The 12,787-nt window shown below is 45.0% G+C and carries 13 protein-coding genes; 7 read left to right on the top strand and 6 right to left on the bottom strand.

What is annotated here, in order from left to right:
- Positions 1-14: 14 nt before the first annotated feature.
- The 3 genes from HFV01_RS12550 to HFV01_RS12540 all read right to left on the bottom strand — a co-directional run bounded on the left by HFV01_RS12550 (position 15) and on the right by HFV01_RS12540 (position 2,322).
- Positions 15-425: an acyl-CoA thioesterase gene (locus tag HFV01_RS12550; RefSeq protein ID WP_193521148.1), complete on the bottom strand. Its 411-nt coding sequence runs from the start codon at positions 423-425 to the stop codon at positions 15-17.
- 79 nt (positions 426-504) lie between these two features.
- The gene (locus HFV01_RS12545) at positions 505-936 is read right to left on the bottom strand and encodes a tellurite resistance TerB family protein (RefSeq protein ID WP_006625506.1); all 432 of its coding nucleotides are present in this window, start codon (positions 934-936) and stop codon (positions 505-507) included.
- Positions 937-1,008: 72 nt separating this feature from the next.
- On the bottom strand, positions 1,009-2,322 hold the full coding sequence (locus HFV01_RS12540) for an ATP-binding protein (protein WP_193521147.1): 1,314 nt from the start codon (positions 2,320-2,322) through the stop codon (positions 1,009-1,011).
- 170 nt (positions 2,323-2,492) lie between these two features.
- Between HFV01_RS12540 and HFV01_RS12535 the strand changes: the two genes are divergently transcribed.
- The gene (locus tag HFV01_RS12535; RefSeq protein ID WP_193521146.1) at positions 2,493-2,831 is read left to right on the top strand and encodes a TMEM14 family protein; all 339 of its coding nucleotides are present in this window, start codon (positions 2,493-2,495) and stop codon (positions 2,829-2,831) included.
- An 85-nt stretch (positions 2,832-2,916) separates the two neighbouring features.
- Here HFV01_RS12535 and ygfZ read toward each other — a convergent pair whose 3' ends face one another.
- Together ygfZ and HFV01_RS12525 are read right to left on the bottom strand one after the other, a co-directional pair.
- A complete protein-coding gene (gene ygfZ, locus HFV01_RS12530) occupies positions 2,917-3,966 on the bottom strand; it encodes a CAF17-like 4Fe-4S cluster assembly/insertion protein YgfZ (protein WP_193521145.1) in 1,050 nt (349 codons plus the stop codon).
- Positions 3,963-4,346, bottom strand: coding sequence for a hypothetical protein (locus HFV01_RS12525; RefSeq protein ID WP_006625502.1), 384 nt, complete (start codon positions 4,344-4,346; stop codon positions 3,963-3,965). Before HFV01_RS12525 ends, ygfZ begins: the two co-directional genes overlap by 4 nt.
- Positions 4,347-4,433: 87 nt before the next feature.
- On the opposite strand from HFV01_RS12525, the gene HFV01_RS12520 reads away from it, so the two are divergent.
- From HFV01_RS12520 to HFV01_RS12495, 6 genes are all read left to right on the top strand, one after another.
- Positions 4,434-6,758, top strand: coding sequence for a response regulator (locus HFV01_RS12520; protein ID WP_193521144.1), 2,325 nt, complete (start codon positions 4,434-4,436; stop codon positions 6,756-6,758).
- A 9-nt stretch (positions 6,759-6,767) separates the two neighbouring features.
- On the top strand, positions 6,768-7,142 hold the full coding sequence (locus tag HFV01_RS12515; protein ID WP_008050948.1) for a response regulator: 375 nt from the start codon (positions 6,768-6,770) through the stop codon (positions 7,140-7,142).
- Between the two features lie 2 nt (positions 7,143-7,144).
- Positions 7,145-9,817, top strand: coding sequence for a chloride channel protein (locus HFV01_RS12510; RefSeq protein ID WP_193521143.1), 2,673 nt, complete (start codon positions 7,145-7,147; stop codon positions 9,815-9,817).
- Between the two features lie 82 nt (positions 9,818-9,899).
- Positions 9,900-10,106 carry a hypothetical protein gene (locus tag HFV01_RS12505; protein WP_006669580.1) on the top strand — a complete coding sequence of 69 codons (207 nt, stop codon included), beginning with the start codon at positions 9,900-9,902 and terminating at the stop codon, positions 10,104-10,106.
- A 108-nt stretch (positions 10,107-10,214) separates the two neighbouring features.
- Positions 10,215-10,817: a GNAT family N-acetyltransferase gene (locus HFV01_RS12500; protein WP_006625497.1), complete on the top strand. Its 603-nt coding sequence runs from the start codon at positions 10,215-10,217 to the stop codon at positions 10,815-10,817.
- A gap of 18 nt (positions 10,818-10,835) precedes the next feature.
- Positions 10,836-12,206, top strand: coding sequence for an aminopeptidase P family protein (locus HFV01_RS12495; protein ID WP_006669579.1), 1,371 nt, complete (start codon positions 10,836-10,838; stop codon positions 12,204-12,206).
- Between the two features lie 49 nt (positions 12,207-12,255).
- Here HFV01_RS12495 and HFV01_RS12490 read toward each other — a convergent pair whose 3' ends face one another.
- Positions 12,256-12,612 carry a YbaB/EbfC family nucleoid-associated protein gene (locus HFV01_RS12490; protein WP_006625495.1) on the bottom strand — a complete coding sequence of 119 codons (357 nt, stop codon included), beginning with the start codon at positions 12,610-12,612 and terminating at the stop codon, positions 12,256-12,258.
- Between the last annotated feature and the right edge of the window lie 175 nt (positions 12,613-12,787).

The following is a 12,787-nucleotide window of genomic DNA, read 5'->3' as shown; positions in this document are numbered from 1 at the left end:
TATTATGACACAAATCATTGTATTTGTCGAGGATTTAACCATTGTTGAAGGGGAGGGGGAAGGGGTTGTCTTTGGCGGGTAGATGGGTTAATTGAGATATGCTTAGTTATACCTTGGGCGATTAATGATTGAGGCGGATCAGCAAGGCAGATTTGATATTCTATCTGAAAGGTATCTAGGCTGAGTTGTTCAGGTGAGAGGTTAATGACAATCCGATCGCCACAATAAATGGGTTGCCGATAGTCCATAGAAGCATGGACAATGGGAATGGCAAAATCGGGGTTATTGACAAAAGTTTTTAGGTCAATGCCTAGATTAATTAAAGCGGCTTCATAGGCTTGGTGACACATAGACATCATCTGGGCAAAATAGACAACGCCAGCGGCATCAGTTTCGCTAAAGTAGACAGTTCTAGTATATACCACAAAGGTGATGAATAAATGAGCAATTTCGGACTATTGTTCCCCTGAACTAGGGGAAATCAGGGGAATTTATGGGAATTGACTATCCTTGGTTTTTGATCATCATAACATCAATAATTTTGGTAGCCATTTCTTCTGATAAATCGAGGGAACTGTAGAGGTCATTAAGTAGGTCTTCTTCCTCTTTGGTAATTTCACCATCAGCGAGAGTGATATCTGTAGCAATGGCAAAGACTGTTTCCCGTAACTCTTTGGGTAAGACAGCGATCGCCGATTTTAATAAAGTATTGTAGCCGTGGGTTTTAATTTCCGTGAGTAGACGATCTAGCATTTCCCGTTTCTGAGTCGGGGAATAGTCGCTAAAAAGCTGCATTCGCGATAGACTACTATTGAGGATTTGAGACTCACTGGGGAGAACCAAACCATCAGCGGCTATGGCAATTAAAGCGATCGCCGCAAAGGCTTCCGGGGGTGAAAGTTTAATAGTAGCGTTGCTATCAGTAGATTCAGACATAGTTAATTTTTCCTGATTTGGGAGTATTTCCGATCTTGATTATGATGACACTGGATGCCGAATTTTTCCAATCTATTGATCAGCTAGGGCAATTTCCGCGGCCAGAAAATCGATAAACTGTCGCGCCGTCCGTCCCGATCGCCCATTATGTCTTGTTGCCCACTGGCGGGCGCGATAATCAAGATCTTCTGGATCGATAGTTATTCCGGCTTGAGTAGCCAGATGCTTAACTATGCTAAGATAAGTTTCCTGATCTGCTGGTTCAAAAGTCAGGGTTAAGCCAAAGCGATCGGCAAATGATAGCTTTTCCTGGACTGTATCCCAAGCCTGTACTTCATTTTGGTCTTGAGGGCGGGGACGTTCATCAAAAAACTCTCGGACTAAATGGCGGCGGTTTGAGGTGGCATATACCACCACATTTTCAGGTCGGGCGGTCATATTTCCTTCCAGGACAACTTTCAAGGCTTTAAAAGCATCATCATCTTCTTCAAAAGATAGGTCATCCACAAAGATAATAAACTTTTGGGGAACTCCCCGCAACTGTTCAATTACTTGGGGTAGGTCTCGCAGTTCAGATTTAGTTACTTCAATTAATCGCAAACCTCGATCGCTATATTGATGTAACAAGGCTTTAACTAGGGAAGATTTCCCTGACCCCCTACTGCCATATAACAGAACATTTAAGGCAGAATATCCCGCCAATAAAAACTCGGTATTTTTTAACAAGATTTCTCGCTGTGGTTCATATCCTACTAATTGGTTGAGGTGAATCGGATCAGGATTCGCGATCGCCATTAGTTCCCCATTCCGCCAACGAAATGCCTGGTTTTCGGCAAATTGACCAGTTCCATATTGTCGATAGTGGGCGGCGATCGCTTCAATGGCATCTCCCCAATTTTCCCCTTGGGCTAACTGATTACGCAGAGCCAGTTCTTCAATTTTATCAACTAAAATAGGTTCATCTTCCCAAACTATTGGCAATTCGGGAATTTGGGCGATCGCTTGTACCCATTGAGCCATTTTTATCCCCTGACATTTATAGAGGATATGTAAGATTCCTAAATCGTGACGGGTAGCCGCAATTAAAGAGGGATTTAATGCCGTTAGGTCGCACTGTTGGGCTTGACGGGAAAAGGGATTATCTGCCCTCAGAATTTGAGTGATTAAGTAATTTTGCCAGCTTTGGGATTGTTCGGCTTGGACTCGAAACCAGTAACTATAAGCCTGTAAAGTTTGATGGCTGTCTGCTTGTAACATATAGTCTAATAGGTTCATAAAGGCTTGACCTATTGGATCTCCCATTACTTCCTGATAAAGCAGCAGGGATAGCGCTTGACGTTGCAGAAATCGAATTTTAGCGATCGCTTCAGATAACGGTGAGGACATGGGCTAATTTGGCTGAAACTTACATCTAAACACAACCACGACACTCTCTGATTATATGGCATAGTGCCACCATCAAAAACGTTAATTTTTACAACATTTTCTGCGGAGTCTGTCTGATTCCTGATAAGTTGCTATTGATGGCAGTTTTTAATCAGTAGGAGTTGGGATTGATGAGTTTAGGTATGATCGCCACTCTCCTTTATGGAGTTTTGGCAATTGTTGGGGGAATTGTTGGATATAAGAAAGCCCAAAGTAAGATTTCTCTAATAGCGGGTGTCAGTAGTGGTATACTGTTATTGGTCGCAGCTTTTGGACAAGCCCAAGGCTGGGAATGGGCGTTAATTTTTGCCCTAGTTATTTCCGTGGTTTTAGTATTAGCTTTTGTGGGTCGATATGTGAAGACTCGAAAATTTATGCCGTCCGGTTTAATGGTAATTTTAGGAATGGTGGCGATCGCTGTGATGGTTTATCAAATTATTGGCGGTTTCAATACTGGGCTGATGGTTTAAAAGCCCAACTCCGACGCGGGCGGGTGATTTCGTCTAACCACTACCCGCCCTGTGTTAATCCCCTCAGTTAATGATGTTTAAAATCTCAGCTTTCAGGATGGCTTAAAAAAGGAACTGCTACCACTGTAGCCGTTGTGTCTCCTAGGGATACTTGCGAGCCTTCGCCCCCCGCTTTTGTGCGGATATAACCCAAGCCAAACCATCCCTCTTGAGTCTCGGTAATGCTGGTAAGTTTACCGACTTTTTCATCCTTGAGATTAATCACGGTTCCCGGTTCCACAAAACCCGAAAGACGCAAACCCCATAATCGTTGTTTAACTCCTTTATAAGTGTTGAGACGGGCGATGGTTTCCTGTCCGATATAACAACCTTTCTCAAAGGAAATATTACCCCATAATCCCGCTTCTAGGGGGTTATAATCTTCTGTTAGTTCCCGATCGGGTGTGGGGCGACCCTGGAGAATGCGGAGTTGTTCCCAAATGCGATCGCCCAAAGGAACAGCCCCAGCTTCCGTCAGAGATAGCCACAAATTCCCCGCCGCCTCTGTGGGAACTATCAGAGTGTATCCTTCCCTAGCCAAACCACTACCGATCGCCACACGAACGGAAATATTAGCCACCATGTCAACCCAGTGATTTCCCCGGGTCAGATTTTCAGCCATGGTAGCCCCCAGTTTTGTCAGTAGAGAGGAACTTTCCGGTCCAATGAGACTAAATATCGCCCACTGGTCGCTGATGTCTTTTATGTTAACCCTATCCATGGGGAAAATATAGCGGTCTAGCCATTGTAGCAGGTGCTGACGGCGATTCGGCGAAACCAGTAATAACACCGCCTCCTCGGTCATGTAAGCCGTTGCTAGATCGATATTTCGGGCGGTGGAGGTGACAAATACTGTATCACATCCCTGTCCCGGTTGGCGATCGCTAATAGAATTGGTGCTTTGGTTGTGGAGGAAAGATAAACGATCTTCCCCAGAAAGTTCTAATAGTCCCCAATGGGAGCGATCGCATAACGCCACCGTCTCCTCGGAAGCATTCAACGCTTCAGTGTCATTATCAAAACTGAGGGGAACCTGACCAGCTTCATCATATATGGCTTTGGTATTCGCGTAAATCTCTGGGAGGGTTTTAGTCATTGTCCTGTTAAATTAGCAAAAACTTTCTCGATTAAGTCTTGAGTTTTGCGATCGAGTTTATCCCAATCTACATCTCCTGTATTATCCAGTAAACTGGTATCAATTTCCACCTCCTGGGGTTGGTCAGGTGTATGGGTGGGTTGATAGTCCTGGAAACAGACTTGATAACACAGATCCCAAACATCAATGTTTACTTGTTGGCCATTATGCTCTAATTTAAGTACATAACCCGGATAGGGGGTGGTATGGGTTTCATAACTTCCCTTCCAGATAGATGTTTCCAGTTGCTTACGAATGTTATCTAGGACTCTGATTAAAGCTGGCTGCATAAGTATTTCAGCTTGCTGCCAAGCCAGTTGGTTTTTAATTTTGGGTTTCATGGATATTAGCCACGGAAGGGTCTATTGAGTTATGATTTACATCAAGGGAAACCATCATATTTTAACATACATTAATCTCAATTGACCATGAAAATTCTTTTAGTGGATGATGATCAATATTTGAATCAACAATTATCCAAATCTCTGAAAGCTCATAATTATGTAGTCGATATAGCGACCGACGGCGAATCGGGATGGAACTATATCGAAAGTTTTGAATATAGTTTGGTTATCCTAGATATTATGTTGCCGAAACTGAATGGGATTGCACTATGTCGAAAATTGCGATCGCATAATTATCAGATGCCAGTGCTATTATTAACAGCTCGTGATAGCTGCGAAGACAAGGTTTTAGGGCTAGACGCGGGGGCTGATGATTATCTAGTCAAACCGATTAGGGCTGAAGAATTAATCGCCAGAATGCGCGCCTTATTGCGTCGTGCGACCATTTCTTTACCGCCAGTAATCCATTGGGGAGACCTAACTTTAAACCCGGCAAAATGCGAGATTTCCTACCAAAAATCGGTCTTACCTCTCACCCCCAAAGAATATGGATTGATGGAATTATTTATTCGCAGTCCCTATCGTGTTTTCAGCTACGATAGCATCATCGAACATCTCTGGTCAATAGAAGAACCTGCAGCCGATAACACTGTCCGCGCCCATATTAAAAGTCTACGCAATAAGCTAAAAGACGCTGGCGGAGACCCCAAGTTAATTGAAAATGTCTATGGGATTGGATATCGGATTAAATCCCTAGATGACGGGAGTTTTAGTCATCAATATTCATCCTTGAACCGCCCCCCTTTGTCCGTAGATGAAACCGTTACGGAGATTTGGGCAAAAATCAAAGACAAAACCATAGCTAGAGTTGAGAGTATTCAAGCAATAGCTATGGCTAATTCCCAAGATTTAAATGATGAAAACAACCCCCGCCAATATGCCTATATAGAGGCTCACAAACTAGCGGGTTCTTTGGGAACTTTTGGATATGGTCGAGGTTCCGAAATCGCCCGAAAAATCGAATACTTGTTAGCGGGAGAACAACCCCTAGACACCGACAAGCAAACACAAATTGAGCAATTAACTGAAGACCTCTTAAAGGAGCTGAAAAAAACGCCGACCCAACCCCAAACAAAAGAGATTAAAAAGCACCCCCAAACCACTGTGCAGTCATTGTTGATTGTTGATCATGATACCATCCTAGGGGAACAAATTATTAGGGAAGCCCATAGTCGTGGTTTAGAGGCTCGACTGGCTCCTGGTGTGGGGATAGCCAGAGCCATGATGGTTGAGTATCAGCCCAGTATAATTTTACTAGAATTGAACTTTCCCAAGCCGGAAGAAGATGGGTTAATGCTATTAGAAGATATCGCCTATCATCACCCAGAAATTCCGGTGGTCATATTCTCAAGGCGATCGAGTTTTATAGATAGGCTGACGGTGTGTCGTTTAGGGAGTCGGGCGTTTCTGCAAAAACCGATATCTAGCCATCAAATTGTGGAGATAGTCACAGGAATTCTGAATAATAATACCATCACCGGAACCATTATAGCGATTAATGATGATCCGCAAATTTTGGAACTATTAGAAGCCCTGTTGTGTCCCTTGGGATTAGAGGTAAAAACCCTAAATACTCCGCGAAAATTCTGGCAAGTCTTAGAAATATCTAACCCGGATTTACTAATTATTGATGTAGAAATGCCCCATTATAATGGCATTGATTTATGTCAGGTAATTCGCAACGAACCCAGATGGCGTTATCTGCCGATTTTAGTATTAACCAACCACACAGACCCAGAAACTAGAGCGGAACTATTTAGAGCCGGTGCTGATGATTTTATTAGCAAACCGGTAGTCGGACCGGAATTAATAGCCCGTTTATTTAGTCGCTTGCATCGCAGTCGTCTGTGGCGTAATATAGCGGAGATAGACACCTTAACCGGAATCGAAAATCGCTATAAATCAACTGAAGATATAAACCGATTAATTCGGATTGCTGGTCGTCACAAACAACCCCTGTGCTTTGCCATTTTAGACCTGGACAATTTTAAAGATATTAATGACCAATATGGTCATGATACGGGGGACTGGGTTCTGCACCGATTTGGGGAAGTTCTCAAAAAAGCATTTCGACAGGAAGATATAGTAGGAAGATGGGGAGGAGAAGAATTTGCGGTAGCCATGTATGGTACTTATAAACAAGATGCCATGAAGCGACTGCAAAAAGTTTTAGAAGAGTGGCGCTTGGAGGTGCTAATTCCAGAAGATCATATAGCTTTTTCGGTCACCTTTAGTGGGGGAGTAGCTCAATATCCAGAAGATGGGCATGATTTACAACTACTGTATCGAGTGGCAGATGCTAACTTAGATCAAGCTAAACAGGGCGGACGCAATCAAATTATCGGATAATTTACTACCATGATCAGCCAAACAGTTTTGATTATTGATGATGATGAGGATATTCTATTGGTGACGGAAAGCTGTTTACAACTGCAAGGGAAATGGCAGGTGCTAACAGCCGCATCAGGAACGGAAGGATTTACTATAGCGAAACAACAGCAACCGGATGTTATCCTACTGGATCTAGTTATGCCGGGTGTAGATGGAGAGGCTACCATAAAAATGCTCAAAAATGATATAATGACTGCGGAAATTCCGGTGATTTTGATGACAGCCAACAACTCACCTAAACAACGATCGCTCTATTTAGGATTAGGAGCGATCGCCATCATTAACAAACCCTTTGAACCCCTAGAAATTTCCGATCAAATCAGTAATGCTCTAGGTAACTAATCGTGTACTGGCCATCCTTAACCAATCAATTCCAGAGCCTCGCCAAATCCATAATTGGCGGTTCCCAAAGGCTGGCCATTTTAGAAGCCGGCTTAATCGGATTAATTTCAGGAATAGCCGCCTTTTTTCTGAGAACAGGAGCCGGGTGGTTAGGGTCTTGGCGAGTCCAAGGTTCCGCCCACTTTTCAGCTTGGCTATTTTTACCCATATTAGGCGTAGTCGGGGGGCTGTTGTCTGGTTTCCTAGTCGAACGCATAGCCCCAGAAGCAGCCGGAAGCGGTATCCCCCAAGTTAAAGCAGCCCTAGGGGGAATCAAAACCTCCCTAGATCTACGGGTAGCAGTAGTCAAACTGATCAGCACCATGATCACCATGGCTTCTGGATTCACCCTAGGACGACAGGGGCCAACAGTACAAATCGGAGCCGCCCTCGCCGCCTGGGTAAGTCGTTGGGTTCCCACTTCTCCCAACTATCGCAAACAACTAATCGCCTGTGGAGCCGCCGCCGGACTAGCCGCCGGGTTTAACGCTCCCATAGCCGGGGTTTTATTCGTAGTGGAAGACCTCCTACACGACATCTCAGGATTAACCCTCGGACCCGCCATTATCGCCTCATTTACTGGGGCGGTAGTATCCCGGCTATTAGGAAACAAAGCCATGGGACTACCTCCCACCATAGACATACCCCCAGAAGCCCTATATCAACAATGGTTAATTGAACCCCTAGAAATCCCCTTTTATATCCTGGTGGGTGTTCTCTCGGGAGTATTTGGGGTGTTATTCAGTCGGGGAATTATTACCTTTCAGAAATTTAACCGCCATACCCTCAAATTAGGACTACCCCTGAGTATGGCTGTGGCGGGTCTAATTTGTGGGATGGTTATTGCTGTGCTACCAGAGACTTTTCGAGATAATGCCGGTTTGCGAGAATATATCCTCAAAGGTAATATCCTCTGGACAACCACAGCCCTAGCTTTTGTAGTGCAGTTTTCCCTAACTACCATGGCGGCGGGTTCCGGTGCGCCGGGTGGATTATTTGCACCATCCCTAATTTTAGGCGCGGCTTTGGGGAATACTATTGGCTTATGGGAAGAGGCAACGATCGCCTTACAACCTCACACCACTTTTGCTTTTGCCGGAATGGGAGCCTTTTTCTGTGCCGTGTCTCGGACTCCGGTCACCGCCGTGGTGATTGTCTTTGAAATCACCACCGATTTTAACTTGGTTCTGCCACTGATGATCTGTTCTGTGGTCTCCTATTTGGTAGCCGAAAAGATAGAAAAACATTCCCTATACGATCGCCTATTGGCTTTGAGTGGCATTGAATTGGAACCTGACCAAAATGCTGACCGGGTAGCCTTAAATATGTTGCACGCTAGGGATGTTATGCAGCGACAGGTAGAAACTCTCGAAGATCAGTTATCCCTAGAACAGGTTAGGTCCGCTTTTTCTCAATCCCATCATCGCGGCTTTCCCGTAGTCAACCAGGGTAAATTGGTCGGTATTATCAGCCAAACTGATATGGCAAAGATTAACCAACAAGACATATCAGAACAAACCCCCCTACATAAGCTGATGACTCCCCAACCTGTTACTATTTACCCTGATGCTCCCCTCAGTGAGGTTCTGTATCTGTTGGGACGGCAAAAACTCAGTCGCCTTCCCGTCGTCGAGGGGCGGCATTTGGTGGGAATTATTACCCGCAGCGATATTATTCGCGGTGAACTTGGATATATTAGCGGTAGTCACCAGGTGGGGCATCATGCCACCCCCTCCTATGTGGTTTATCAAACTCGCGGCCCCATGGTCGGTCATGGGCGACTATTGGTGGCTTTGAATAATCCCACTACCGCCCCGGCTTTGCTACATATTGCGGCGGCGATCGCTGCTGAACGTAATTATGAGCTAGAATGCTTGACTATTATTACCATTGCTCGCAATTTGTCCCCGGCGGAAACTCCGGTATCCATTACTAAATGTCGCCGTCTACTTCGCCAAGCTGAACGTATTGCCAAAAGCTGGCGGGTTCCTATTCATACTCAAATTAGGGTCAGTCATGATGTGTCTGGGGCGATTTTGGAGACGGTGCAAGAACGAAATATTGATTTGACTTTGATTGGGTGGCAAGGGGAAAGGTCCGCCACTAATCGGGTTTTTGGCACTGTGGTTGATACCATTATTCGACAAGTACCCGGTGAGGTTGTTTTGGTGAAGTGGGGAAAAAATGTTAACCCCATTTTTAGTGACCCCTCAGATCAGCGATCGCTCCAGTTTCCGGTTTGGCGACGTTGGTTAGTTCCTCTGCGAACTGGGGGACCTCCACCAGCCGCAATGGGCATTTTACCCGGTTTGGCTAGGTTGAGTTTGCGCCCCGATATCCGACTGTTAACTGTGGTTAAAAATGCTTTGTCTGAGGCGGAAATGGCAAAGCTAGACCACCTAGTTGAGGAGTTGAAAAGCCCCATTAATGGGGAGGTGGTGGCAACTGCTGTTTGTGCTAGGTCTGTGGTTGATGTACTTTTGGATATTGCTAATCATGATTACTGTGATGTGATTGTTTTGGGTGCTAGTGGCGAAAGTATGCTGCAACAGGCGATTAAGGGTAATATCCCCGAAGCGATCGCCCGTGGTTGTCCTTGTACTGTCATTTTGGTACGCCCACCTATTATGAATTGACCAGGTTTGGTTTTTGGTCAATAATTCTGCTATAATTTCGGCGGAATTGTCTGACTATTAACTGCCAACTTCATTGGAAATTATGACCGAACCCAAAAATCAACACCTGACCCACGCCTTAAATCAACTTATTGGTGATTATGGCATTCAAACCGTTTTGGATTGCCTCGCCGATCGCTGCTTGAAAGAAGCTGATTTTTTGAGGAGCGATCGTAGTACCGACTTGGCCGACAATTGGGAAGAAATCGGCAAGGGTTTAAAACATATTTTAAGCCGATGGCAAGAATAAATTAACCCCCAAAATATGGGGTAATATGCTTGACATTTTGGATAATTTGTGCTTGTATCAGATAGGGTTATTGCTATTGATTAATTAACTATAAATCCCTTAATCTTAATGGATGTACTCAATGTTAGTTACCGCGCTGCTAATCCTAGGGATGTCCTAGAAATTGCACCACTCATCAGACTGGCTGCCGGGGAGATGATGGATTTTTTACTCCAGCCTCTTCATCAACAATTAACCGTTGAACAAATACTAGCCAGAATGATTCAGTCAGAAACTTCTGTTTTATCTTATCAAAACATTGAGGTTGCCTATAGTCATGGTCGCATTATTGGCATGGCGAACAGCTATCCGGCTAATGCCGATATCATCACAGAAGAGATGAAACAGTTATTTAAGCCTGACCGTTTGGCTATTATCGAGGCTTTTGATAACGCCAAAGTTGAGGGGAGTTGGTTTCTTAATATTTTGGCGGTTAAGTCACCATATCAACGGCAGGGTATTGGCACATCATTAATCTGGCGAACCAAGCAAAAAGCCTGGGAATCAGGATTTTCTACCTTGAGTTTAGTTACTCAATCGGATAACTTGACCGCCATTCGCTTATACCAAAAAAATGGGTTCCGAGAAGTTAAAACCCTGGTAATTCCTCCCCACCCAGAAATAAGCGATCGCCTCAGTTATATTTTAATGAGTTGTGACCTCACTATCTAAATAAATTAACCCCGAATTATGCGACTTCCTCAACCTTCTGAAGGTCTGGTTAATAGCTTATATCAGCGCCGCCACCAATTAGCGCAACTGGTAGATTTTCCCGTCCTGTTGTGGTCTGGTGGTGTGCGATCGCGCAATTTTCCCGCTAATATTTATCCTTTCCGCGCCAGTAGCCATTTCTTATATTTTGCCGGTCTATCCTTAGTCGATACTGTCATCCATTTAGAAGGGGGAAAACTGACCCTATTTATGGATGACCCAGACCCAGATAGCGCCCTATGGCATGGGGAAAGTCTCTCACGCGATCGCCTCGCTGAAATTATCGGTGCCAACTCCGCTTTTCCCAAATCGGAATTAACCCAAAAAAGCCATAATGCTGCCACCGTCAGAGTGCAAGACCCAGCCACCCTTGCCGAAATGGAACGCATTTTAAAGCGCCCTGTCATGGCTCCAGCCGCCGCCGTAGGTCAAGATTTAGCGTTAATCAAAGCCATAATTAACCTCCGTTTATGCCATGATGATGCCGCCCTGTCCGAACTCAAAAAAGCCGCCACCGTCACCGTCAAAGCACACCAAGCCGGAATTTTAGCCACCCCCACAGCCAGCCACGAAAGTGATATTAGGGCAGCCATGGAAGCCGTCATCATTGCCCATAATATGACCTGTTCTTATAATAGTATAGTGACCACCGAGGGTCAGGTATTACATAACGAATTATACCATAATCCCCTGAAATCCGGTGATTTATTATTAGCAGATGTCGGCGCAGAAACCCCTGGGGGATGGGCTGGAGATGTCACCCGCACCTGGCCAGTTTCCGGCACTTTTTCCCCTACCCAAGCCGATATATATGATATAGTATTAGCCGCCCATGATGCTTGTATTGAGCAGGTCAAACCCGGTGTAGAATATAGGGATATTCATTTATTAGCGGCGGCGGTTATCACCGAGGGATTAGTAGATTTAGGGATTTTGCGAGGACAGGTAACCGAATTAGTAGAAAAGGATGCTCACGCCTTATTTTTCCCCCATGGTATCGGTCATTTACTAGGGTTAGACGTTCATGATATGGAAGACCTAGGAGACTTAGCCGGATATGCTCCTGGGCGCAAAAGAAGCGATCGCTTTGGTCTAGGTTTTCTGCGTCTAAATAGACCCCTAGCCCCCGGAATGCTAGTCACCATCGAACCTGGTTTTTATCAAGTTCCAGCCATTTTAAATCACCCATCCAATCGCGAAACCTATCGAGATATGGTAAATTGGGAACAACTCGAAAAATTTGCCGATGTGCGTGGCATTCGCATTGAGGATGATGTATTAGTCACCGACAGCGGCCGGGAAGTTTTAACCGCAGCCTTACCCAGTCAAAGACATCACCTAACAAAATAAGTGAGACTCTAAAGCCTCACTTAGCCACCGCTCAAAGGGGATAAATAATTTATAAACCGGGTAAGTTCAACCCACCAGTCAACTCTTCCATGCGTTCCCGCATAGTAGAGGTGGAGTTATTATAGGCTTCCTTCATCGCCGTTAAGATTAGATCAGAGACTACATCAGGTTCCTCTCCCAGCAAATCAGGAGATACTTCTACCCGGCGAGGTTGTTGGTTCCCACTCAGATAAACCTTCACCAGGCCACCACCCGCTTCTCCGAGGACTTCCAGTTCATCCAAATCTTCCTGAAGTTTTTTCGCCCCTTCCTGAACCGCCTGGGCTTTTTTAAAAGCCTCGGCTAGTTCCTTCATTTTACCAAGGCCGAAGCCATCACGACCGAATCCTTTTCCTTCTGGTGTCATAACTAATTTTCCCTTGCGTCATGGACGCTCTGAGTTTTCCATAAGACCTAGCTTAACCCCAAATTGTACCAGAAGTCTTGATCTAGGAACAATCATGGCGAATCAAACTGGCTTCACAGGGCCAAAATTCTCAGCCTAACAGACTTTGAACTGTTTCTTTGACCCATGCAGGTAA

This window comes from Limnospira fusiformis SAG 85.79 (assembly GCF_012516315.1).
Classification (GTDB): domain Bacteria; phylum Cyanobacteriota; class Cyanobacteriia; order Cyanobacteriales; family Microcoleaceae; genus Limnospira; species Limnospira fusiformis.
This window is presented reverse-complemented; position numbering and strand designations above follow the sequence as displayed.

What these genes read in the sequence shown, in the direction of transcription:
- HFV01_RS12500 (WP_006625497.1), top strand. Translation starts at nt 10,215, where the DNA reads ATGGATGTACTCAATGTTAGTTACCGCGCTGCTAATCCTAGGGATGTC.
- HFV01_RS12495 (WP_006669579.1), top strand. Translation starts at nt 10,836, where the DNA reads ATGCGACTTCCTCAACCTTCTGAAGGTCTGGTTAATAGCTTATATCAG.
- HFV01_RS12535 (WP_193521146.1), top strand. Translation starts at nt 2,493, where the DNA reads ATGAGTTTAGGTATGATCGCCACTCTCCTTTATGGAGTTTTGGCAATT.
- ygfZ (WP_193521145.1), bottom strand. Translation starts at nt 3,966, where the DNA reads ATGACTAAAACCCTCCCAGAGATTTACGCGAATACCAAAGCCATATAT.
- HFV01_RS12515 (WP_008050948.1), top strand. Translation starts at nt 6,768, where the DNA reads ATGATCAGCCAAACAGTTTTGATTATTGATGATGATGAGGATATTCTA.
- HFV01_RS12520 (WP_193521144.1), top strand. Translation starts at nt 4,434, where the DNA reads ATGAAAATTCTTTTAGTGGATGATGATCAATATTTGAATCAACAATTA.
- HFV01_RS12525 (WP_006625502.1), bottom strand. Translation starts at nt 4,346, where the DNA reads ATGAAACCCAAAATTAAAAACCAACTGGCTTGGCAGCAAGCTGAAATA.
- HFV01_RS12505 (WP_006669580.1), top strand. Translation starts at nt 9,900, where the DNA reads ATGACCGAACCCAAAAATCAACACCTGACCCACGCCTTAAATCAACTT.
- HFV01_RS12545 (WP_006625506.1), bottom strand. Translation starts at nt 936, where the DNA reads ATGTCTGAATCTACTGATAGCAACGCTACTATTAAACTTTCACCCCCG.
- HFV01_RS12490 (WP_006625495.1), bottom strand. Translation starts at nt 12,612, where the DNA reads ATGACACCAGAAGGAAAAGGATTCGGTCGTGATGGCTTCGGCCTTGGT.
- HFV01_RS12540 (WP_193521147.1), bottom strand. Translation starts at nt 2,322, where the DNA reads ATGTCCTCACCGTTATCTGAAGCGATCGCTAAAATTCGATTTCTGCAA.